Genomic DNA, 21,566 nt, shown 5'->3' on the forward strand with positions numbered 1-21,566 from the left:
AAAAGGTAGGAGGACTAAGTATGTTACCCGAATCAAGTTATCTTCCAGATTACTTAGAAGAATCCGATATTATAGATTTTTCTAATCCATTAATTGAAAGGAAATGTAATCATCTATTCGATCGGCCATCTTCATCTTCGGAATTGAAAAAGGTTAAAATAGCATTCGAATTTGTCCGAGATGAGATCCCACATTCTTGGGATATCCAAGGATCTGTGGTAACTTGCAGTGCCTCAGAAGTGCTAAAACATCAACAAGGAATCTGTTATGCTAAGTCCCATCTTCTAGCTGCAATATTAAGAAGGGTGGGTATTCCAACAGGCTTCTGCTACCAAAAACTTATGCTCTTTGATACACCTGACAAAGGTTATGCTATTCACGCATTAAATGGTATTTATCTTCATTCACTCGAAAAATGGATCAGATTAGATGCAAGAGGGAACAAGCCAGGTGTTAAAGCTGAATTTTCTTTAACTGAGGAAAAATTAGCCTTTCCGATACAAGAGCAATATGGTGAAAGGGATTATCAAACAATCTTTACGAAACCAAACCAAAAAACTATTACTACCTTAAAAGATAATTCAAATGTCATCGAAATGTACAAAAATAAATTACCAGATGAGTTATAAAGAAATCATTGAAAGGGAGCCAACTTAATTGCTCCCTTAATTTTTATTTTGTCACCTTAATACTTCCATTATAGGTCTTTAATTTTACTAGATTATCACCATCACCAATAATGTTGGAAAAATTAGTGTCATCCAAAATGGTAATCTTCCCATTGTGAACACTTGTATCAAACCTAACATTAGTTGGCTCTTTTTCCGTCTGAATATTTATTTTCCCGTTGTGTGTTTCAAGATCAATTGGACGATCTAAATTGCTTGTTACAAGAGAAATCGAGCCATTATTTGTTCTTCCCTTCAAATCGCCTATTATATCACTCATCTCTATCTCCCCATTTTTAGTACTCACCTGAATATAATCGGAAATAATATCCTCAAGATGAATGCTCCCATTGTTTGTACTAATCATAGAAGTTACAGTTTGTAAATGGTTCATATCAATCTCTCCATTATTTGTATCCACTTCTAAATCAGTAGTACGGACTTCTTCCATCTCAAGCTCTCATTGTTAACTTTTATTGTTATTGCTTGATAGTCTTTCTCTGGTATAAATAATTTAAGCTTCTGTTTCCAATTATGAAAATGAAAGCTAAAAAATGAACGCTCTTTATCTTCTATCTGAATTTCTGCAGTGTCATCCTTTTCATCAACCGTAAACGTACTATTGGTTATTCCTTCCCTTGTAAGTTCAGCCTTTATAGTTGTGCCAGACGTAGGGATAACCTCCACTCTTTGATTATCCACCTTCATCTTAATATTTTCGATATTTTCAGCATTTATTTCTTTTGTTTCCACACTAGATGACTGTGCATACATGCGGTACGAGAAAATAGTTCCTAGTCCACCAACAATAATACAAATAAATGCTCCTAGTAATACCTTTTTTAATTTAGTCATGCTTCAACCCTCCCTTTACCATACGAACATTAAACTTCAGATATTGAATAAATCCTTTCTGTGACCAGTAGGTAACGTAATACATGCCAATAATTAATAAAAGACCAACACCCGTTAGAGCAATAGATGAAAACAAATCAAGATAATTAAATTGTCCAGGGAAAATGATTATATTTATAAGAAACAAAAGTGGCGATATCGTAAATGCTCCTCCGGCAACCCACCCACTTAAAATAATCGCTGCTATCGCAATTAAAGGACCTGCAACAATAACCAGATTAAAAAATCCTAAACCAATTACAGCCCATATGGCACTAAAAATATTTTTAGTCGATGAAGTTGTTTCTATTTTCTCTAAATAGTAATTAGCTAGAATTTCTTTTGCAATTTGGTTTGGTGATCCTAATGCTGAAACGATCTCCTTCTCTGATTTATTTTCTGTTTTTCCTATTTCAAAATGTTCCTGAAAGTCTTGTATAATATCTTTCCGTTCTTCATACGGTAGTCTGTTTAAAGACTTATCTAGCTTATTCAGAAATTCATTTTTATTCATGCTTGACACCTTCCTTTATAATCTGATTTACACCGTTTGTGAAATGTTGCCATTCTTCCATAAGTTCATGTAAATGCTCCCGCCCTTTATTTGTCAATTGATAATATTTACGTGATGGGCCTTCGGTTGATTCCTGTAAATAGGTTGTGAAATATTGCTCCTTCTTTAAACGCCTTAATAATGGATACACGGAACCTTCAGAGATAGCTATTTGATCCGAAATTTTTTGGACTAATTCATAGCCATATCTATCCTGTTTATCCAGTAAAGCGAGTACACATAGTTCTAGGGCACCCTTTTTAAATTGTATATTCATTGTTATCACCTACACTTATATTCACTACTGTTTAATAAACAGTACCTGAATAAAAATAATACTTATAATTATATAATACCACTCACTATTGTTTAATGCAAGGTACTGTTTATAATATTTATTTGATGAATATTTTAGATATAGCGATAAACAAAACAGATTTTGTAAAATGCAAAACCCGGACTTTACCTCAAGTTAATGAGATAAAGTCCGGGTTACTACTGAGAACAAAGACCTCAATCCAGCCTTATTCTATTATATACCTAATATATTATACCCTGAATCAACATAAACGATCTCACCAGTCACCCCACGAGACAAATGGCTCATCATGGCGAGTGTCATGTCACCGACTTCTTCTTTTGTAACATTTCGTTTTAATGGAGCATTTTCTTCAATTTTGTTCAATACTTCATTAAACGATGGGACACCCTTTGCCGCAAGTGTCCGAATGGCACCAGCGGAAATTGCATTGACTCGGATATTATCTTCTCCAAGGTCTGCAGCTAAATATTTTACTGATGCCTCTAATGTAGCTTTTGCAACTCCCATAACATTATAGCCACGAACAACACGCTCTGCTCCATAGTAACTCATCGCAATGATGGAGCCACCCTCTGTCATATATGGTCTTGCAGCCCTAGCAACAGCTACAAGCGAGTATGCACTTGTATCTTGCGCAAAAGCAAATCCATCACGTGAGGTATTAACAAAATCATCATTAAGATCTTCAGAGTGCGCAAAAGCAATGGAATGAACAATACCATGTATAACCTTCACGTCTTCCCCAATTTCAGAAAAGGCATGTGCAATACTTTCATCATTATTCACATCACATTGAATGACTGCCTTTGCTTCTACTTCATTTGTGTCCAACAGTTTATTTAATTTCTTTAATGAACGCTCTTTACGATAAGTAAAGAAAAGGTTGGCTCCCGCTTTACTCAAAGATTCGGCCACTCCCCATGCAATACTTCGCTCATTAGCAACTCCCATAATTACAATGTTTTTGTCTTTTAGTTGTAGTAAATCTTCCATGTTGTCCTCCTGATACCCTATTTTTCTATTTGTATATACCATAAGTTGCATTTACATCCTGTACAAAGATAATTCCATTTCCAGGTTCGTCTATTTTTAAATCTTTTCTAATTTTATCGACAATCCCATTTGTTGCTTTTTCCTCCGATAAAATCATCACTATTTCTTTTTCAGGTTCAATGTTCATCGCAAATAATTTACTTGTCTCATGAATTCCTGATCCTCTTGCATTAATAATTGTACCACCCTTAGAACCAGCAGACTCCGCTACACTAATGACATCCTCTGCTACTCCTTTATCCACGATAACCATAATGTTTTGAAACATGGACTTTCTGTCACCTCTTTCTTCTGTACCATTGATTTGACAGCTTCTAGTTCCGAGCAAAGTCGTGATTAAAGTAGTAAAAGCTATACCATGATTTGGTTTATCAAACTCAAATACTTTGTTCAAATGCTTTAATACTATTTCAGAAATATGTTTATTCGAAATCATTAGAACTACTTCTTTTCGAACATCCGATATAGCTAATAGGTTCAATATTTTATGATGAATGGTACCTTTTCCAAGCACAATTGTTCCACCTGATACGCCACATTTTTTGGCCTCTTTGATCACTTTGCTTCCTAAACCATACTTCACAATGACATACATTAATTCGAAGTGAGGTGTGGTGCTTTCATTCATCATATTAGGATAAACCTCCCTTTCTAGACTTAGCCTTAAAAATGAGCCCTAGAATCTGTAGCGTAATTAATGGAGTCAATGCTACCATAGCTATCATACCAAATCCATCAACAATAACATCCGCCCCTTCCACAGCATCAGCAACCCCTTGTGTAAAGGCTAGAATAAAAGTTGCTGTCATTGGCCCTGAAGCAACCCCACCAGAATCAAAGGCTATCCCAACGAATAATTTTGGTGTAAGATAAGTCAAAATAATGGCGAGTAAGTATCCAGGTAATAAATAATGCCAGAGCTGTAGTTCTGGGATCAATATTCTTAACATCGATAAAGCAATGGCAATACCAACACCAATTGCTAAAGTGATTAATACAACTTTTCTGTTTACATAACCACTAGTAACATCTTCTATTTGATTTGTTAAAACATATACAGCTGGCTCTGCTAAAATCGTAACAATACCAAGAATAAGGCCTATGACCACAATATAAACCTTATTGTCCAATAAGGCAATACTATATCCTAATTCCATACCTAAATCCATAAATCCTGCATTTACACCAACTAAAAATAAAACTAATCCAATAAATGTAAAAACAAGACCTTTGATCACCTTTCGAAAACTCTTTCTTGATAATTTGAATGAAATTTTTTGAAATACTAAAAATATGACTATAATAGGCAGCAAAGCAATTAATACCTCTTGTGCTATATGACCAAATTCCGTTAAAAACGGTCCAATGATCGAGTTCGAAATCGTATGATCCTGTTCTGTACTACCTTTTAATTCTTCTGCACCAGAAAAAATACTCATCAGCATAACAGTAATAATCGCGCCAATCGAGGCGATAGCCACAAGCCCAAAGCTATCTTTTTCTGACGCCTTACTATCCTTCTTCAGTACAGATATCCCTAAAGAAAGTGCTAAGATAAACGGCACAGTCAAGGCACCCGTTGTAGCACCAGAAGCATCGAATGAGATTGCTAAAAATTCTCTAGAAGCAAATAAAGCAATAATAAATACTAATCCATAAAGAATCGTTAAAAGCTTATATAAGGGGAAGCTATAAACAATTCGTACAAGTCCAGTTGCTAATAACACTGCAATCCCGAGGGACACAACAACCACGATAATGAATTTTGAAATCACTCCTGATGTTACCGTCTCTACTTGGCCAGCCAAAATGTGTAGATCAGGCTCTGCTATGGAAATAAAAAATCCTAAAAAGATTCCAGCACCAATAACAATCCATAATTTATTCGATTTAGCAACCGTTTTCCCCATTAATGTACCTATAGGTGTAATACCAATATCAACCCCAAATAAAAAAATGGAAAGACCAATAATAATAAATACAGCGCCAATCAGAAAACGGATTATAAGAGAAATATCAAGAGAAGTTAAAGTGAAGTTCAATATGAGTACAATCACAGTTATCGGTAAAACAGATAAGATAACTTCAGAGAATTTTGACCATAATACGCCCAAGCTCTACACATTCCTCTCTTCGTTTGAATTATTTATGTACGTAGGTTGATGATTTACCGAGGAAACTAGGAATAAATTTTTATTCGTGGAAATATTCTTTACTATTATAGCATAGTCATGGAATTACTAACAAAGCATTAACTCTTCCTAAAAAAGAGGCTTGTTTTTTGCTTTACAGCAGTGTATCATTTAATAACAACGTTTTCATTCTATTAGAAAGGGGGCATGATACGAAAAAATGGTTTATTTTCTTTCACAGGTCGATCGCGCAATTTTGACTTGTGATGTATTCTCTTAAAATAGTTATAAAGGGGCGGAGAAATATTGAAAAATTGGTCAAAAGTACTTATCCCATGGTACCTTGTTTTAATCGGATTTTTGTTATTAGGTTGCAGCAATAATGAAAGCGCTTCAAATAATAAGGGTGGAAATAGTGACTCTGGACCACAAGAAATTTCAATCATGTTAAATCTGCACGTTCCGGAAGTACCTGACAAACGTTTGGAAGAATTAATAGAAAAAGAAACGAATACCCAGCTAGATATTAGATGGGTACCAGATAACAATTATGCAGAAAATTTAAATACTGCTATTGCTACAAATAACCTTCCTGATGTCTTTTTATTAAAAGATGTGACATTAGACCAGCAAAAAGCTGCTATCCGTGACGATCAATATTGGGAAATTGGGCCATATTTAGATGATTATCCGAATTTATCAAAGTTGAATAAAGATATCCTTAAAAACACAGCCGTAGATGGTAAAATCTATACTTTGTATGCTGGCAGACCATTATCCCGCCAAGGATTAATCTATCGTAAGGATTGGGCCGATAATCTAGGGCTTGGTACTCCAACCAATTTGGAGGAATTATATGAAATGATGAGAGCATTTACAGAGGATGATCCTGACGGAAATGGAAAGGACGACACAATCGGATTAACAGACCGTGAGATATTAGGTACCTTTGAAAATTTTGCTACATGGCATGGTGCTCCAAATAATTGGGGAGAAAAGGATGGGCAGTTATTACCACAATTTATGTTCCCTGAATATAGAGAAGCAATGGACTATTTTAAAAGTTTATTTGATAATGGTTATATAAATAAAGATGCACCAGTAACAAGTAAAACAGATCAACAAGAACTACTAAAGAATGGAACTGCTGGTGTGTATATTGGAACAATGGGTGATGTGGAAAGCATGTATCAAGATGCCCTTGCAATCAATCCAGATGTAGTTTTAGATGTTCACAACTATATTGAAGGGCCAGATGGTGAATATCGAACAAGATCAATTCCTGGCTATGGCAGTATGCTGATCTTTCCTAAAGCAGCAGTTGAAACAGAAGAAGAGCTCAAAGGCATTTTATCCTTCTTCGATTATCTCATGACACCTGAAGGGGCAAATCTCTTATTATGGGGAGTGGAAGGCGAGCATTATGAGGTTGTCGATGGAAAAGGAAAAGTAATTGAAGAAAATAGAGATACGTTTAATCGACAAATATTACCATATACTTCATTAGAAATTGGTGAACCAGATACCAATGGCCGTTATATTGGTTATTTTGAATATGAACCACGTGCAAAGGCTGAAGAATTATATAAAGATAACAATGATTATTTAGTGCATGACCCAACCGCGGCACTAGAATCTGCGACCTGGGCATCCAAATCAGAAACCTTAACACAAATAATAACAGATGCGACTTATCAATATTTCTTGGGCCAAATTGATAATGAGGGATTTGATCAGGCAATCGAAGAATGGAAAGAAGCAGGAGGCGCACAAGTAATAGAAGAATACAATGAGCAATAGCAACAACAAAATTAAAAGTTTCACTTCCATCAGTGGGGTTTTCTTATCCCCACTGATGATTGCACTTAACGACTTATGACTCCCTTAATTTTTTCCTCAATCTGTCTTCTTTTAAATGAAGTAGCCGATACTTAACTCAATTTTTACGAGCTATTCATGCGGGCTTAAAACTCTTCCATTATACTAGTGACCAATACTAAAAATTGGAGGGAACATATGCATGAATCGATTTAGCCTAAAAACGAAAATAGTCTGTTTTACGGTTTCTTTACTGGTCTTTGTTGTTTTTCAATTTTCTCTCACGGCTTTTTCTGCTCAAGAAACAGATCAGCAAAATATGAACAAAGGACAAAGGCCAGAGGTCATTTTCCCTGTCATCAGCGATGTACATATAGAAAAAAACGGGATGGAGGACCTACGAAAGTTTGAAACCGCTCTGAATCAACTTAATGAACATGCCCCCCATCAAGATGCCTTTGTAGTTGTAGGGGACTTAACTGATTACGGATTAAAGGAGGAATATGAACGTTTTTTTTCGATTTATAATGAGAAAAAAAATCCTCAAGCCGTTTCCCTCTTCACAATTGGGAACCATGATTATTGGAACGGACTCTCAATAGAAGATGCCCAAAAGCGATTTCTCGACGAAACTGGAATGGGTGCGATATATGGGCACAAAGTCATCAAAGATTATCACTTCATATGGCTGGGCCCGGAAAACGGGGTCACGGAAGGTTATTACTCCAAAGAACAGATTCAGTGGCTAGACAAACAATTGAACGAAGCAGAAAAGGACGATCCAAGAAAACCAATTTTTGTCTTCCTGCATCAGCCCCTCACAGAAACTGTCTTTGGAAGTGAATGGGGAACTGTTACTAACCGGGATCTTCTCTATAACACTTTGAAAAAATACCCACAAAGCATAAATTTTTCTGGTCATACCCATTACCCTTTGGATGATCCTAGAACAATCCACCAAGAAAACTTTACGTCTGTCGGTACTTCCTCGGTTAAATATATGTGGACAGAAGCCGGTTACTTGCAAGGGGAATTACCTCCTGGTCATGAAACGATCAGCCAGGGGCTCATCGTGGAAGCGTACAAAAACAAAGTTGTGATAAAGCGGCGTGATTTTCATAATGATGCATGGGTGGGTGAAGATTGGGTTATCAAGCGTCCTTTCAAGCATCAAACATTTAAATACACTGAAACGAGAGATCATAAAGCCCCTTATTTTACAAAAGATGCCGAAATTTCCGCTGTGAAAAATCCAGCTTCCTCAGACCGGGTTGTAATTAAGTTCACACAAGCAGACGACAATCTGTTGGTACATTCTTATAAGGTGGTCGCTAGAGAAAAAGATACCGGTCAGGTTGCTCTAGAGTACGAGGCTTTCTCGGAATATTATAGGAATCCGGTACCTGATCCTCTATTACTGCCGGTTCAAGGCCTTAAACCGGACACAGGCTATACAATAGAGGTAACAGCAATCGATGCATTTGAGAATGAGAGTCAAAGCAATTTAACTCTTGATGTTAAAACAAAACCCTAGTAACAAGCGTTTATCAATAATACACCACTGGATGAATCAAATTAGACAGGAACAATAAAACATCTTGGAACTCATCAAAACGATGAGTTTCAAGATGTTTTTCTACATTAAATAAAAAAAGTGCAGAGGAACTGGATGAAAGGATACTTCGTGGACAAAATCAAAAGGAAAGGAAGAATCAACATTTTTATCCTAACTTAGATCTTCTAAAACCTTGAGGTAGAAGACTTACGAACGGTTTTAGCTGTAATAAAAAATTGCCCCATGAGTGTTGTGCCCATAGGAGCAATTTTCTTATTTAATCCTTACATTTACTGCTCTTTGTGGATAATCTGTAATAATTGAATTCACTCCTAAATCTATCAATTTTTTCATCTCGTCTTCTTCATTCACAGTCCAAACACGAACATACTCACTCACTGTATGAAATGGATTATATAAGCTAGAAAGAATCAAATCCTTTTCTACATGTAATGCCTCTAGTTCGAATGTCTCGATATAGTCTTTTGGATTAGAAATAGGAGCATGTAGTAACCAAGCAATATTAACGCTTGGATCTGTATTTTTTAATCTTACCAAGCTTGGTAAGTGAAACGAGGAGTAAACGATTTTAGCATCGCTATTCCAACGATTCACAATAGATAGGAGTTTTTCCTCTAAGCCAGAATAGGTGATAATAGAAGTTTTCAGTTCAATATTCAGTTCAATATTTTTGCCAGTTATAAGCTGTAGAACTTCCTCCAATGTTGGCACTTTTTCGTTATCCCAACTACTATGGTAATTTTCGAAATGGTCAAATTTGCTTCCCGCACTTACCGTTTTAATATAACCTAGCTCCAAATCTTTAATGTATCCTGAACCATCTGTCGTGCGATCTAACGTTTCATCATGGATCACAACAATTTCTCCATCTCTTGTCATATGAACATCTAATTCTAGGCCTTCTACCTCATCATTCAATGCTTTTTGAAAGCTTAATAGCGTATTCTCTGGGTATTCCCCTTTACTACCACGATGACCATAGATTTTTGTCATCTCTTTCCCCTCCTGATAGAAAAATCCATCAAAGCGAAATAATATTCACTTTGATGGGAAAGATATAATATTTACTCACCTCTAGCTGCATTTGCGTTTTTAATAGCTTGATTTAATTGTTCTACCGTATTTTGATAAGCCTCATCAACATCTCCACCATTATAGACCGTTTCAAGTGCAGTTTCCACAATTCTACGACCTTCTGGAATCATATCCATAATTGCACCTTGTGTCGCAAAAGAAGATTTGGTAGATTGCAATTGCTCGACTGTTACTTGTAATTGTGGCATCTCCTTGTAAGCGTCAAGTACGACTTGCTCTTCATATGCAGCTGGATTGATTGCGAAATACCCTGTTCCCACATGCCATTCTGCTTGAACTTTTGGTGTTTGCAAGTACTTCATAAATTCCCATGCTGCATCTTTTTCTGCTTGCTCTTTTCCATCTACCATCCATAGACTAGCTCCGCCAATGACAACTCCTTCTCGCTCCGTGCTCTCTGGATGTGGAATAAAGGCAACCCCTACTTCAAATGGTGCATTATCAATGACATCACGAGCACTTGCAGATGATTGCATAAACATCGCTACATCTTCCGCCAAGAAACCAGAAACCATGTTATCACCATTCGTTCCATAATTAGCAAATGTTTCCTCATCAATCATATTTTTTACCCAATTGAATATTGACTTCCCTTGTTCCTCTGTAAAGCCGATTTCAGTAGGAGTATCAGAGCGGCCATTGTCCTTATTCATTAAAAGGGCACCCTGGTTTGCTAATAATTGCTCAAATAACCATCCATATGCTTGTAACGCAAATCCTTTCATTTCTGGATTGCTCTCTGCAATTTTTCTACTTGCATCTTCAATCTCTTCAAAAGTTGCTGGTGGATTTTCAGGGTCTAACCCAGCAGCTTCAAATGCATCCTTGTTGTAGTACATAACAGGAGTAGACGAGTTAAACGGCATGGAATAGAATTTATCTTCTATTTTATAATAGTTGATTATATTTTCCTCTAAGCCAGTCATATCATAATCATCTTTATCTACATAATTTTGAATAGGCTCGATATGTCCACTGTTAATCATCGACATTGTACCAATTTCAAAAACCTGTATCATTGTCGGCGCACTGTCCGTACCTGCCACTGTATGAAATTTGGTCAAAGCTTCATCATATGTACCTTGGTATTCTGCATTAACCTGAATTTTGTCCTGTGATTGATTGTAATCATCTACAATTTTGTTAAGGGCTTCCTGTGCAGCACCACCCATCGCATGCCAAAATGTCACAGTTTGTTTCTCCTCACTAGAATCTACTTCTTCACTAGATCCATTACTTGTTTCTTCTCCCTCACTTGCATCGGCATCATTCGAATTACAGCCTACTGCGATAAGCGCAAAAAATAATAACATCAAAGCTAACCACATTTTTTTCATTTGTTTTAAACACTCCTTTATTTTTGATTATTTGAAAACTATAAAGCTTTACTTACTTCAGTGCCCCTTCTGCCAGACCTTTTTGTAATTTGTTTTGTCCTAAGAATAAAAGAATTAATGTTGGTAGAACTACGATAATTGCTCCCGCCATAATAACGCCCCATTCATTCAATTGCTCCTGTGACTGCAATTGTCGTAAGCCAATCTGAACAGTTCTTGTTGTTTCATCTGTTGTAGCGAGCAATGGCCATAAATACATATTCCATGAGGTTAAAAAGCCATAAACCCCTAGTGTAACAAGACTCGTTCTTGCCATCGGTAGAACAACAGTTAAATAAAACTTGAAATCACCAATTCCTGCTATCTCACTAGCTTCCTTCAATTCTTTAGGAATTTGCTTAAAGCTTTGTCTTAACAAGAATGTTCCAAAGGCCATCGCAAAAAATGGTAGTGTAAGACCTGTATATGTATTAATCCATCCCATGTCCCGAACTGTTTGAAAGTTCGGAATGATCGATGCTTCAAAAGGAACCATCATTGTTGCAATGAAAACAAAGAACAAAAGATCTCTTCCTTTAAACTCTAAGAAAACAAATGCATATGCTGCTAAACTAGATAAAGTAAGTTGTCCTACCATAATAGCTAATGAAACAATAAGACTATTTAGCAAAAACTGAAATAAGGGAAATCTATCAAAGACTTGCACATAATTATCCAATGTAAAGGAAGAGGGTATTAATGTCCCTGTCATGATCTCTTGATTTGACATAAAACTCATTGAAAAGGCTATAATTGCAGGCGCAAAAATTACTATAGCTGAAATCGTAAGCAATAAATAAAAAATTATCTTTTGGTGAATCGGTACGGTCATTGGTAATGCACCTTCCTTTCTCCTAGCTTAAACTGGATAAGAGTCAGGACTAATATAATGACAAATAAGACGATCGCCTGGGCACTTGCAGAACCATGCTGATAATTCATAAAAGCTTCTTGGTAAATGGAATACACGATAACATTTGTTTCATTCTGTGGTCCACCTCTTGTTAACATATCTACCTGTCCAAAGGTCTGGAAAGCATTAATAAAGGAAACCGTAATAACAAAAAATAATGTCGGTGAGAGCATTGGAATCGTGATTCTTCTAAGCTTGTAAAAATAACTTGCCCCATCAATATCAGCACTCTCATATAAATAGGAATCAATAGATTGAAGTCCACCTAGCAAAATTAAAAACGTAAAACCTATGTTCATCCATATTGTTGAAATAGAAACAGACAAAAGTGCCCAATCTGGATCTGTTAACCAACCAATAGCCTCTATACCTAATGTTGCTAAAATTTGATTCAGCCAGCCAATCGTAGGATGGAATAGAAACATCCAGAAGACAGAAGCTGCTGCAACAGAAATACCCATTGTGGAAGAAAATATCGTGCGAAAGATACCAATTCCTCTCAATTTTTCATTAGCTAGAATGGCCAGTACAAGACTGATTAAAACTGTTCCCGGAACGGTATAAACAACAAATAGCAATGTGACTTTTAAGCTTTGCAAAAATATGGGTGACGAAAAAATTGCTTTAAAATTATCAAGGCCCACATACACTGTCGTCGCCCCACTATTATCAGTTAAGAAAAAGCTTAGATAAATGGTCTTCATCATTGGATAAAACAAAAAGACACTAAACAGCAAGATAGAAGGTAAAAGAAACAGGATACCTTTAAAAAATGACTGAATTCGGTGTATCTTTTTTATTTTGTTAAATTCTATTGCATAATCTGTCTCAGTACGAACCGTTATATCATTCATATGGCAATAACCCCTTGATCTCTTGTTACATTTGGAGCAGCTTGTACCAATTCAGTTGTTTGAGTATCAAAGAAATGCATATTGTCAATAGATATTTGGACTGGAACCATATCCCCAGCTGTAACTTGCCATTGCCCTAACCATTTTGCTGTCCAAAACTGTTGCCCAACTTCAAATGTAAGTAATGTTTCATTTCCGAGATGTTCCACATTGATGATTTCTAATTGATGTGTCTTGTTTTCTGGTGTTCCTTTGAATAAATGCTCGGCTCTTATTCCTATAGTAAGATGATCTCTTTTTTTAAGATTTGTTATATCAGCATTTTGAAGCGGTATATGTAAGCAATCCTCAATAATAATTTCTTCTTCTTTGATCATAGCTTGACCGAGATTGATTTTTGGTGATCCAATGAAAGAAGCAACAAATAAATTAGCGGGGTTATTGTATAAAGAGATAGGATCGCCAACTTGTTGGATTTTACCATCATTTAAGACCATAATCCGATCTCCCATTGTCATTGCCTCGACCTGATCATGGGTGACATAAATCATCGTTAATCCTAGTTTCTTTTGTAGACGCCTAATCTCCATGCGCATATGTGCTCGAAGCTTTGCATCTAAATTGGATAGAGGCTCATCCATTAAGCAAAGAGGTGCTTCACTTACAACAGACCTAGCCAAAGCAACTCTCTGTCTTTGCCCACCTGAGAGTTGTTTGGGCTTTCGTTTTAACAGTTCTGTTAGTCCCATCATTTCAGCTGTTTCGGTCAATCTTTTTTTCTGTTCTTGTTTTTTGACCTTTTTCGCATTCAAGCCAAATAAAATATTTTGTTCCACTGATAAATGTGGATATAAAGCATAGTTTTGAAATACCATAGACAAATTTCGATCCTTTGGGCGTAAATGATTCACTACTTTATCATTAATTTTTAATATTCCACCAGATATCTCCTCAAGCCCTGCAATCATTCGTAATAATGTACTTTTACCAGATCCTGAAGGTCCTACAAGAACAAAAAATTCTCCTTCTTCTATTTCTAAATCAATACCATTTAACACATAATGCTCTTTATCATAGGACTTTGCTATATTTTTCATTTCAACATGCTGCAATTTTATAACCTCCTCGCCTACTAAAGTTGCTCCATATATCAAACTAAAGCTATTAAAACATATAAATACAGCAATTTTGTTCTTTTTACAGAATTCAAACAAACAATATATACAGGATTAACAAACTTAACATTGATTTTACACTGAGGTTTTCTTAATCGATATTTTCACATTAAAAGGTATAGGTGAATATCCTAAATAGGAGAATTAACAATTAAGCAAAAATGCGATTATAAGAGAGGGGAGTAAAATCATGCATTATCAAAATCAAACATTACCTGCTTATCAAACTAGTAATATGAAGAACCTGTGTGATCGTTATAAGGATTATTATGTAATGGGACAATTAAGTAATGGAACACAATTTGAAGGGATTATCCAAGCAGTAGATAATGACAATGTAACGATTCTCATACCAGAAAATGTAGAAGAGGGAGAAACAGACCGTCAATTCGGTTATGGCTATTATCCAAGAAGATATTATCGTCGTTTTCGACCATACCGTTATCCATTAGGTTTACTAAGTGGCCTGCTACTGTATCCATTTCTTTTTCCGCCGTATTATCCACCTTATTACTAAAAAAAGAAAGCAGAAAGGGTATCATAGCCCTTCTTGCTTTCTTTTTATTAAATGGAAATTTTCCATCAGCGGACGTGCGGTTAGCGAAACGTTAACGTTCGTTATCTAAAACGTTCTTCTTTGATCTATCATTCTTGTCAAAATGATATCCAAGCTTGTATGCTCGTTGGAACCAATGCTCTGTGTAGCCCGACTTAACCTTTATCGTGTCATAGAATAGCTCAAATTGAGAACTAGGTATCCCGCAATAATCTGCCAAGCCTATATTAAAATAATGGTTCATCATTGAATCATATTTTCTTTTTTCGAACCTTTCTATTGGTGCCCCTGCTAAACTAAGCCAAAGCACATGATGATGTTTCAATCTTTGGTTACCGTAAGCAAAATGATAATTCCATACTCTATCAATATAACCTTTTAACATGGCAGGCACACTCCACCACCACAATGGAAAAATGAAAGCTAATGCCTCATACTTCTCCAAACGCTCCATTTCTTTTTCTACTTCCCATGAGAACTGTTGTTGTTCTGCTTGCCAATCCGGTTCATCCTCCTCCTTTAATACTGGATTAAATCCACTTCGATATAAATCAAGCACTTCTATCTCATGACCTGCATCTCTTAGGCCTTGCATAAATTTATCAGCAACTGCAAATGTTAACGATTCCTCTCTCGGATGTGTGACAACAGTCAATACTTTCATATTCCTCATCCTTCCTATAACATCTCGTTTTTTCCTTATATTTAGTGTATAATACATTTAATGTTCAGTAAAATAGATATTTTAGATAATTTAGTTCAGAAAAAATGATAATAATGAGGTGAAAAAATGGAATTACGTCATCTAATTACCTTTCGTACAATTATAGATGTAGGCGGCTTTAAGAAAGCGGCAGAACAATTAGGTTATGCACAGTCTTCTATAACCGCACATATAAAGGAATTGGAGAAGGAGCTTGGTTATCCACTTTTTGATCGTCTTGGAAAAAAAATCGTATTAACTCAAACTGGAGAGCGTTTTCTCCCATATGCGTTAGATATCATTCGTTTATATACGGAATCGAAGGAAGTCATAAGACAAACAGATCAACCGAGTGGGGATCTAACCATTGGGGTGAGTGAATCCTTACTAATCTATTGGCTCCCTAACATTATCACAGCATTTATGCATCAATACCCTGAAGTCCATTTAACAGTAAAACCGATCGACTATGAGGATTTAGCGGATCAATTAAAACAAAATGAAATCGATGTGGCGCTCCTTGTGGAAACGAACAGCTGGCTCTCTTCCGAATTAAAAATTCACAAACTGACTGACGAAAAACTAGTTTTAGTACATCCTCCCAAAAAAGAAACGACAAACATGCTGGTAACAGAATATACTTGTAGCTGGCGACCAATCATTGAGGAATATTTAACTTACCATAGTCAGCCTACAGAGAATAAATTGGAATTACCAAGTATAGAAGCTATTAAAAAATGTGTTCTCCTGGGTCTAGGAAAATCAATGCTCCCGCAATTTGTTGTTAAAGAGGAAATCGATCAAGGCAAACTTCATTATGAAAAGACAAAATTTGAGGACAGTATTGCTATTTATGCTGCTCACCATAAAGATAAATGGGTATCTGCTAACATAAATGCATTATTAGAGCTATTACCATAAACAAGTTTGCGATGTTTGTTGAATCTTACCAAACTTTTAAATGCGGACTTAAAAATACAAGCTGACTAAATGCTGTCAGCTTGTATTTTTGTTTACTCCCCATTTTCTAACCAATCTACTTCATTGGAAGAAAGTTCAATTTCTGATCCTTCCAAGCAGGATACTAGTTCTTGTTCATTCTGTGCACCAATTAATGCACATGTTGGAAATTTTTGATTCAGGACATAGGCTAAAGCAATTTGAATTGCTGTTACTCCTTTTTCTTTTGCTAATTTTTCTGCTCGTCTTAAACGATCCCAATTCGCGTCACTATAGAAGACACGGACAAGATCCTCATTACTACGATCCTCTGGTGTGAATCTTCCAGTGAAAAATCCTCTAGCTTGTGAGGACCAAGATAGGATAGGTAATTGTGTCTTTTCATGCCATTTTATATCAGCACTATCTGTTGAGACACATCCTTTCCAAAATGGTTCATTTGCCTTTGCTAGACTAAGGTTTGGGCTACTAAATGAAAAGCCTATCAAACCTTTTGAACTAGCATAATCATTTGCCGCTTGGATTCGTTCTGTCGTCCAGTTGGAACCACCAATAGCCTTTATTCGGCCAGCTTCGATATGCTCATTTAATGCATCAATGATGACACTGACTGGCACATCTGGATCATCTCTATGGAGTGCATATAAATCAATATAATCTGTTCCGAGTCTTTCTAGACTCTCGGAAAGATCTTGTTTTATCGCCTCAGGATTAACACGTGGCCCATTTTGGTCATGATGCGCTCCTTTCGTTAAAATAACGATATCCTCACGATTGTTGCGCTCCTTCAGCCATTGACCAATCGCAATTTCACTTTCCCCACCACAATAAATATGGGCAGTATCTATTGTATTCCCACCAATTGCAACATATCGATCTAACACCTGACAAACTTTATCATACACACTTGGCTTGAAATAATCGGAACCTTGAATTAAAGTAGTGACCGGCTTATCAAGTCCGTTAATTTGAATGGTATTCACGTTATTCCTCCTCCTTAATCTCTACACGCCTTCTCTCTTCAGCAGAGGTCAAACAAGCATCAAGCACCTTCATGTTCAAAATAGCATCACTTGCAGGATATGGTAAAGGCTTACCGTTTAGAATACTTTGTCCCACCGCATCTGCTTGCAATGCGTATTGATTAACATATGGAACCTCTACTTCTTTAGTGCCTTTACTCGTGTGAACAAAGAAATGATCTTGTTCGTTTTGATTGACAACAAATGCAGATGGCACCTCAATTTTACCTTCTGTCCCTAGAATTTCTAATCGATTACGGAAGTCTGCCCACATCCCACAATCAAAGGTAAGTGCCACACCATGATCGAATTCCAAAATTCCTGATGCCATCATGTCAACCTGATCATGTTGTTCTGAAAAAAGTGCATGAACGGTTGCTGCCTGAGGTTCCTCTTTCAGAATCATTCTTGCAGCACTAATTGGATAAACCCCAACATCATACAAGGAACCTCCACCCCACGCCTTTTTAAACCGCACATTTTCTTTCGCAGATGCACTATTAAAGGTAAAAACTCCATGAAGTCCACGAATTTCTCCAATCTCACCTTTCGCCAATAACTCTTGGATCATTTGATACCTAGGATGATAACGATACATAAATGCTTCGGCAAAAACCACTTCAGCCTTTTTGCTTGCTTCCACCATTTCCCGAGTTTCCCTTGCATTTAATGCCGCAGGTTTCTCACAGAGTACATGCTTTCCTGCCTCCATCGCTTTAATGGACCATTCTTTATGTAAATGATTTGGTAACGGGATGTATATGGCATCAATATTCGAATCTGCTAATAATTCTTCATAGCTTCCGTACGCAACCGGAATGTCTAATTGCTCTGCTATTGCTTTTGCGTTTTCTAAGTTACGACTAGAAATCGCATAGATTTCACCTGTTTCCGATTCCTTAATCCCCGGAATCACTGCTTTTTGTGCGATATTCGCTGTGCTTATAACTCCCCATTTAATCGACATATAATTACCTCCCCTATAACTTTATTGTTATTATAATCGATTTAATTTAAAATAAAAATAGAAGCTTTTTGCTATCAAATAACAGAATATTGTCCTTATGGAGGTATGAAAATGTACCGTCAGGTTTTGCTACCAACCTTAAAAAAACATGAATATATGATTCTACCTGAGTCAGTCGGGTGTTACGAATCAGCGAAAGACCATGCTGTCTATCGTGAAGCAGGATCATTAGATAATTTTAGTATTCATTTTATTCTTTCTGGAAGTGGTTTTTTAGAAATAGAAGGGAAGCAATACACCTTACATAGAGGGGATGCTTTTCTTTATTTTCCACAACAGGAACAAAGATATTATAGTAGTACAGAGGATCCATGGAGTATTAGATGGGTACATTTTTATGGAAGTACGTTGCATAGCTTTTTATCAGAGACTGGTTTTGGTAGGTTTATTCTATGGCGATTACCAGATATCGCAAAATTGGAGAAGGTGCATGAAAAGTTATTACAAGAGGCAGATGATAATAGCTTTTTACAGCTAATCCAATTATCAACCATTACTTATTCTTTTCTAGCTACGTTTACTAATATAGCGGTACCTATGGAATCAACTTCTAAACAAGAATTGGATTTAAGAATCCAAGCACTGTTACCAAAAATGCAAGAAAAAGCTCCAGAGCCATTTGACCTAGAATACTGGGCAAAGGAAACTGGAGTAAGTACTTATTATTTCTGTCGATTGTTTAAACGGGTAACACAGATGACTCCAATGGCTTTTGTAACACTTTGCCGTATGCAATGGAGCAAGCAATTATTATTAGAAGAGAGAAAACTTACGATTAAAGAAATTGCCGAAAAATCCGGTTATCCTAATCCAAGTTATTTTAATAAGCTTTTTCTAGAAAATGAAGGTATGACTCCAACAAAATATCGACAAATGTATGTTTAACCTTCTGGATATGTTTTTCGTAAGAATTGAATGGAATGTTGAATTAATTCCTTCAACACTTCCACGTCTACATCCGCTAATTTGTTAATATACACACAAGCTTTTCCAGAAGTATGCTTACCAAAACGAGATAACAATTCCTCTCGTTCGGCACCTGTAGCAAAATACAAACTAATCTTGGCTTTTCTCGGAGAAAATCCGACGAGTGGTGCATCTCCTTCATGTCCAGAAGCATATTTATAATGATATGAACCAAAGCCAATGATAGTCGTGCCCCACATTTTTGCAGGATAGCCCGTCGTTTTTGTAAAAATATCGAGTAGTTTTAATGCATCTTCACGCTTTCTATCATGCTCAATTGCTTCAATAAATTCAAGTACATCTCGATCATTTTCTCTTGTTTTTAATTCATACATCGTTTTACTCCTCTCCCATTTTGAAGCACTGATCCTTATGTTCCACAAAACGTTTGTTGTGGTCGCTTTGACTTTGGTGGAAGTGCTGCATACTCCACTTGTTCTTTCGTATGTGCATAAGGATCAGCGAGTATATCAAGTAGGTTCTTCATTACACTATCGTCCTCTTTTGTGACAGCCGCTTCAATCGCCTCTTCGACCAAATGATTTCGAGGAATAACTGCAGGATTACTTTTTTTCATTAAGTCTAGGACTTCTTCTTCGGACTCTGCTTGTCTTTCGCGTCTTTGTTTCCATTTTGTTTGCCATTTTTTAAATTCATCCCGTTCAAATAATACCTGACTGTTGGTTTGATGAAAAGTCAAAGCTCGAAAGGTGTTCGTATAATCCGCATTATATTGCTGCATCAATTGTAGGAGTTCTTCAATTAATTTTTCATCCTCTTGCTCCTCATTAAATAACCCTAGCTTTCTTCTCATCCCTTTTATCCATTCGGCATAAAATATATCGGAGAACTCCTCAATCGCACCTTGTGCTAATTCAAGGGCTCGTTCTTCTTCATCGTGTAATATAGGTAATAGGCTTTCCGCAAATCTAGCTAAATTCCAGCCACCTATATTTGGTTGATTGCCATATGCATAACGACCTTGAATATCGATGGAACTAAAAACAGTTGCGGGGTCGTATTCATCCATAAAGGCACATGGGCCATAATCAATGGTTTCCCCACTTATTGTCATATTATCGGTGTTCATCACACCATGAATAAAACCGACAAGCTGCCATTTAGCAATTAATTTCCCTTGTCTGTTTACAACTTCTTTTATTAAAGAAAGGTATGGATTAGGTTTACTTTTCAAAGTTGGATAATGTCGTTTAATTGCATAATCGGCTAATTGTTTAATGTCGTCTTCTTCACCAAAAGCAGCAGCATATTGGAATGTACCAAAACGCAAATGGCTAGAAGCTACACGAGTTAAAATCGCACCAGGTAATTCCACTTCTCGTCTAACCTCTTCACCAGTCGTAACCACCGCCAAACTACGTGATGTCGGTATTCCCAATTGATACATTGCTTCACTTATAATATATTCTCTTAACATCGGGCCTAAGGTTGCCCTGCCATCACCACCTCTAGAATAGGGTGTTTTCCCTGCCCCTTTTAACTGTAAGTCAAATTTATCACCTGCTGGGGTAAGCTGCTCTCCAATTAATACAGCTCGTCCATCTCCAAGCATCGTAAAATTCCCAAATTGATGTCCTGCATATGCTTGTGAAATAGATTGGGTACCTTCCGGCATCTTATTACCAGAAAAAACTCCGAGCATTTCAGTTTTTGATATTGCTGCTAAGCCAAGGCTTTGGAGTAATGCATGATTAAGTACTCTTATTTCTGGATCTTTAACATGTGTTGGCTCTACTTTACTATAAAAAAACTCAGGCAAATCTTCATAGCTATTGTCAAATTTCCATCCTGCTTCTGTTGAGCCCATTTTATCTTCCTTTCGTTGAATATTTATACCTATAGTTTATTATACCCCTTTCCAGTAAATCATGTGTGATGATTA

Annotated in this window: 23 protein-coding genes; 6 read left to right on the forward strand and 17 right to left on the reverse strand. The window is 36.5% G+C overall.

Features of this window, described 5'->3' with window-relative positions:
• Window positions 1-20 precede the first annotated feature (20 nt).
• The gene (locus ACZ5R4_RS08095; RefSeq protein ID WP_054861218.1) at window positions 21-629 is read left to right on the forward strand and encodes a transglutaminase-like domain-containing protein; all 609 of its coding nucleotides are present in this window, start codon (window positions 21-23) and stop codon (window positions 627-629) included.
• 43 nt (window positions 630-672) lie between these two features.
• On the opposite strand, the gene ACZ5R4_RS08100 is transcribed toward ACZ5R4_RS08095, so the two are convergent.
• The 7 genes from ACZ5R4_RS08100 to ACZ5R4_RS08130 all read right to left on the reverse strand — a co-directional run bounded on the left by ACZ5R4_RS08100 (window position 673) and on the right by ACZ5R4_RS08130 (window position 5,604).
• Entirely contained in the window at window positions 673-1,119 is a 447-nt protein-coding gene (locus ACZ5R4_RS08100) for a DUF4097 family beta strand repeat-containing protein (RefSeq protein ID WP_464368308.1), read from the reverse strand.
• Complete coding sequence (locus tag ACZ5R4_RS08105; RefSeq protein ID WP_054861196.1) at window positions 1,092-1,523, reverse strand: hypothetical protein; 432 nt, start codon at window positions 1,521-1,523, stop codon at window positions 1,092-1,094. The genes ACZ5R4_RS08100 and ACZ5R4_RS08105 overlap by 28 nt, the downstream gene beginning before the upstream one ends.
• Window positions 1,516-2,076, reverse strand: a complete 561-nt coding sequence (locus ACZ5R4_RS08110; protein ID WP_054787267.1) for an HAAS signaling domain-containing protein — start codon at window positions 2,074-2,076, stop codon at window positions 1,516-1,518. Before ACZ5R4_RS08110 ends, ACZ5R4_RS08105 begins: the two co-directional genes overlap by 8 nt.
• The gene (locus ACZ5R4_RS08115; RefSeq protein ID WP_054861195.1) at window positions 2,069-2,392 is read right to left on the reverse strand and encodes a PadR family transcriptional regulator; all 324 of its coding nucleotides are present in this window, start codon (window positions 2,390-2,392) and stop codon (window positions 2,069-2,071) included. Before ACZ5R4_RS08115 ends, ACZ5R4_RS08110 begins: the two co-directional genes overlap by 8 nt.
• A gap of 255 nt (window positions 2,393-2,647) precedes the next feature.
• Window positions 2,648-3,430 (reverse strand): enoyl-ACP reductase FabI, encoded by a 783-nt coding sequence (gene fabI, locus ACZ5R4_RS08120; protein ID WP_054787373.1) that lies wholly within the window; start codon window positions 3,428-3,430, stop codon window positions 2,648-2,650.
• Between the two features lie 25 nt (window positions 3,431-3,455).
• A complete protein-coding gene (locus tag ACZ5R4_RS08125; protein WP_054787266.1) occupies window positions 3,456-4,121 on the reverse strand; it encodes a P-II family nitrogen regulator in 666 nt (221 codons plus the stop codon).
• Between the two features lies 1 nt (window position 4,122).
• Window positions 4,123-5,604 carry a DUF1538 domain-containing protein gene (locus ACZ5R4_RS08130; RefSeq protein ID WP_464368309.1) on the reverse strand — a complete coding sequence of 494 codons (1,482 nt, stop codon included), beginning with the start codon at window positions 5,602-5,604 and terminating at the stop codon, window positions 4,123-4,125.
• A gap of 324 nt (window positions 5,605-5,928) precedes the next feature.
• Between ACZ5R4_RS08130 and ACZ5R4_RS08135 the strand changes: the two genes are divergently transcribed.
• Together ACZ5R4_RS08135 and ACZ5R4_RS08140 are read left to right on the forward strand one after the other, a co-directional pair.
• Window positions 5,929-7,422, forward strand: a complete 1,494-nt coding sequence (locus ACZ5R4_RS08135) for an extracellular solute-binding protein (protein ID WP_464368310.1) — start codon at window positions 5,929-5,931, stop codon at window positions 7,420-7,422.
• 220 nt (window positions 7,423-7,642) lie between these two features.
• On the forward strand, window positions 7,643-8,974 hold the full coding sequence (locus tag ACZ5R4_RS08140) for a metallophosphoesterase (RefSeq protein WP_464368311.1): 1,332 nt from the start codon (window positions 7,643-7,645) through the stop codon (window positions 8,972-8,974).
• Window positions 8,975-9,268: 294 nt separating this feature from the next.
• Here ACZ5R4_RS08140 and ACZ5R4_RS08145 read toward each other — a convergent pair whose 3' ends face one another.
• The 5 genes from ACZ5R4_RS08145 to ACZ5R4_RS08165 form a co-directional block, all read right to left on the reverse strand.
• Window positions 9,269-10,009 (reverse strand): glycerophosphodiester phosphodiesterase, encoded by a 741-nt coding sequence (locus ACZ5R4_RS08145; RefSeq protein ID WP_464368312.1) that lies wholly within the window; start codon window positions 10,007-10,009, stop codon window positions 9,269-9,271.
• Window positions 10,010-10,080: 71 nt separating this feature from the next.
• The gene (locus ACZ5R4_RS08150) at window positions 10,081-11,448 is read right to left on the reverse strand and encodes an ABC transporter substrate-binding protein (RefSeq protein WP_464368313.1); all 1,368 of its coding nucleotides are present in this window, start codon (window positions 11,446-11,448) and stop codon (window positions 10,081-10,083) included.
• 52 nt (window positions 11,449-11,500) lie between these two features.
• A complete protein-coding gene (locus ACZ5R4_RS08155; protein WP_109985627.1) occupies window positions 11,501-12,319 on the reverse strand; it encodes a carbohydrate ABC transporter permease in 819 nt (272 codons plus the stop codon).
• On the reverse strand, window positions 12,316-13,254 hold the full coding sequence (locus ACZ5R4_RS08160) for a carbohydrate ABC transporter permease (protein WP_109985628.1): 939 nt from the start codon (window positions 13,252-13,254) through the stop codon (window positions 12,316-12,318). Before ACZ5R4_RS08160 ends, ACZ5R4_RS08155 begins: the two co-directional genes overlap by 4 nt.
• Window positions 13,251-14,366 carry an ABC transporter ATP-binding protein gene (locus tag ACZ5R4_RS08165; protein WP_277678996.1) on the reverse strand — a complete coding sequence of 372 codons (1,116 nt, stop codon included), beginning with the start codon at window positions 14,364-14,366 and terminating at the stop codon, window positions 13,251-13,253. Before ACZ5R4_RS08165 ends, ACZ5R4_RS08160 begins: the two co-directional genes overlap by 4 nt.
• A gap of 253 nt (window positions 14,367-14,619) precedes the next feature.
• On the opposite strand from ACZ5R4_RS08165, the gene ACZ5R4_RS08170 reads away from it, so the two are divergent.
• A complete protein-coding gene (locus tag ACZ5R4_RS08170) occupies window positions 14,620-14,946 on the forward strand; it encodes a hypothetical protein (protein ID WP_054789041.1) in 327 nt (108 codons plus the stop codon).
• 91 nt (window positions 14,947-15,037) lie between these two features.
• On the opposite strand, the gene ACZ5R4_RS08175 is transcribed toward ACZ5R4_RS08170, so the two are convergent.
• A complete protein-coding gene (locus tag ACZ5R4_RS08175) occupies window positions 15,038-15,649 on the reverse strand; it encodes an NAD(P)H oxidoreductase (RefSeq protein WP_464368314.1) in 612 nt (203 codons plus the stop codon).
• Window positions 15,650-15,775: 126 nt separating this feature from the next.
• Here ACZ5R4_RS08175 and ACZ5R4_RS08180 point away from each other — a divergent pair, with 126 nt between their 5' ends.
• The gene (locus tag ACZ5R4_RS08180; RefSeq protein WP_277678993.1) at window positions 15,776-16,609 is read left to right on the forward strand and encodes a LysR family transcriptional regulator; all 834 of its coding nucleotides are present in this window, start codon (window positions 15,776-15,778) and stop codon (window positions 16,607-16,609) included.
• 92 nt (window positions 16,610-16,701) lie between these two features.
• Here ACZ5R4_RS08180 and ACZ5R4_RS08185 read toward each other — a convergent pair whose 3' ends face one another.
• Together ACZ5R4_RS08185 and ACZ5R4_RS08190 are read right to left on the reverse strand one after the other, a co-directional pair.
• Window positions 16,702-17,631 carry an aldo/keto reductase gene (locus ACZ5R4_RS08185; RefSeq protein ID WP_464368315.1) on the reverse strand — a complete coding sequence of 310 codons (930 nt, stop codon included), beginning with the start codon at window positions 17,629-17,631 and terminating at the stop codon, window positions 16,702-16,704.
• A gap of 1 nt (window position 17,632) precedes the next feature.
• Window positions 17,633-18,637, reverse strand: coding sequence for a Gfo/Idh/MocA family protein (locus ACZ5R4_RS08190; RefSeq protein WP_054789040.1), 1,005 nt, complete (start codon window positions 18,635-18,637; stop codon window positions 17,633-17,635).
• 111 nt (window positions 18,638-18,748) lie between these two features.
• On the opposite strand from ACZ5R4_RS08190, the gene ACZ5R4_RS08195 reads away from it, so the two are divergent.
• On the forward strand, window positions 18,749-19,582 hold the full coding sequence (locus ACZ5R4_RS08195) for an AraC family transcriptional regulator (RefSeq protein WP_464368316.1): 834 nt from the start codon (window positions 18,749-18,751) through the stop codon (window positions 19,580-19,582).
• Here the strand turns inward: ACZ5R4_RS08195 and ACZ5R4_RS08200 are convergent.
• Together ACZ5R4_RS08200 and ACZ5R4_RS08205 are read right to left on the reverse strand one after the other, a co-directional pair.
• Window positions 19,579-19,998, reverse strand: coding sequence for a DUF1801 domain-containing protein (locus ACZ5R4_RS08200; RefSeq protein ID WP_109985634.1), 420 nt, complete (start codon window positions 19,996-19,998; stop codon window positions 19,579-19,581). The two genes, ACZ5R4_RS08195 and ACZ5R4_RS08200, sit on opposite strands and share 4 nt — an antisense overlap.
• A 35-nt stretch (window positions 19,999-20,033) precedes the next feature.
• Complete coding sequence (locus ACZ5R4_RS08205; RefSeq protein ID WP_464368317.1) at window positions 20,034-21,491, reverse strand: protein adenylyltransferase SelO; 1,458 nt, start codon at window positions 21,489-21,491, stop codon at window positions 20,034-20,036.
• Window positions 21,492-21,566 lie beyond the last annotated feature (75 nt).

Source organism: Gracilibacillus sp. JCM 18860 (assembly GCF_055395245.1).

Excerpts from the sequence above, each read along its gene's own strand:
- ACZ5R4_RS08095 (WP_054861218.1), top strand. The coding sequence starts at position 21 with ATGTTACCCGAATCAAGTTATCTTCCAGATTACTTAGAAGAATCCGAT.
- ACZ5R4_RS08105 (WP_054861196.1), bottom strand. The coding sequence starts at position 1,523 with ATGACTAAATTAAAAAAGGTATTACTAGGAGCATTTATTTGTATTATT.
- ACZ5R4_RS08190 (WP_054789040.1), bottom strand. The coding sequence starts at position 18,637 with ATGTCGATTAAATGGGGAGTTATAAGCACAGCGAATATCGCACAAAAA.
- ACZ5R4_RS08175 (WP_464368314.1), bottom strand. The coding sequence starts at position 15,649 with ATGAAAGTATTGACTGTTGTCACACATCCGAGAGAGGAATCGTTAACA.
- ACZ5R4_RS08180 (WP_277678993.1), top strand. The coding sequence starts at position 15,776 with ATGGAATTACGTCATCTAATTACCTTTCGTACAATTATAGATGTAGGC.
- ACZ5R4_RS08145 (WP_464368312.1), bottom strand. The coding sequence starts at position 10,009 with ATGACAAAAATCTATGGTCATCGTGGTAGTAAAGGGGAATACCCAGAG.
- ACZ5R4_RS08155 (WP_109985627.1), bottom strand. The coding sequence starts at position 12,319 with ATGACCGTACCGATTCACCAAAAGATAATTTTTTATTTATTGCTTACG.
- ACZ5R4_RS08150 (WP_464368313.1), bottom strand. The coding sequence starts at position 11,448 with ATGAAAAAAATGTGGTTAGCTTTGATGTTATTATTTTTTGCGCTTATC.
- ACZ5R4_RS08170 (WP_054789041.1), top strand. The coding sequence starts at position 14,620 with ATGCATTATCAAAATCAAACATTACCTGCTTATCAAACTAGTAATATG.
- ACZ5R4_RS08100 (WP_464368308.1), bottom strand. The coding sequence starts at position 1,119 with ATGGAAGAAGTCCGTACTACTGATTTAGAAGTGGATACAAATAATGGA.
- fabI (WP_054787373.1), bottom strand. The coding sequence starts at position 3,430 with ATGGAAGATTTACTACAACTAAAAGACAAAAACATTGTAATTATGGGA.
- ACZ5R4_RS08125 (WP_054787266.1), bottom strand. The coding sequence starts at position 4,121 with ATGATGAATGAAAGCACCACACCTCACTTCGAATTAATGTATGTCATT.
- ACZ5R4_RS08205 (WP_464368317.1), bottom strand. The coding sequence starts at position 21,491 with ATGGGCTCAACAGAAGCAGGATGGAAATTTGACAATAGCTATGAAGAT.
- ACZ5R4_RS08140 (WP_464368311.1), top strand. The coding sequence starts at position 7,643 with ATGAATCGATTTAGCCTAAAAACGAAAATAGTCTGTTTTACGGTTTCT.
- ACZ5R4_RS08160 (WP_109985628.1), bottom strand. The coding sequence starts at position 13,254 with ATGAATGATATAACGGTTCGTACTGAGACAGATTATGCAATAGAATTT.
- ACZ5R4_RS08195 (WP_464368316.1), top strand. The coding sequence starts at position 18,749 with ATGTACCGTCAGGTTTTGCTACCAACCTTAAAAAAACATGAATATATG.
- ACZ5R4_RS08200 (WP_109985634.1), bottom strand. The coding sequence starts at position 19,998 with ATGTATGAATTAAAAACAAGAGAAAATGATCGAGATGTACTTGAATTT.
- ACZ5R4_RS08115 (WP_054861195.1), bottom strand. The coding sequence starts at position 2,392 with ATGAATATACAATTTAAAAAGGGTGCCCTAGAACTATGTGTACTCGCT.
- ACZ5R4_RS08110 (WP_054787267.1), bottom strand. The coding sequence starts at position 2,076 with ATGAATAAAAATGAATTTCTGAATAAGCTAGATAAGTCTTTAAACAGA.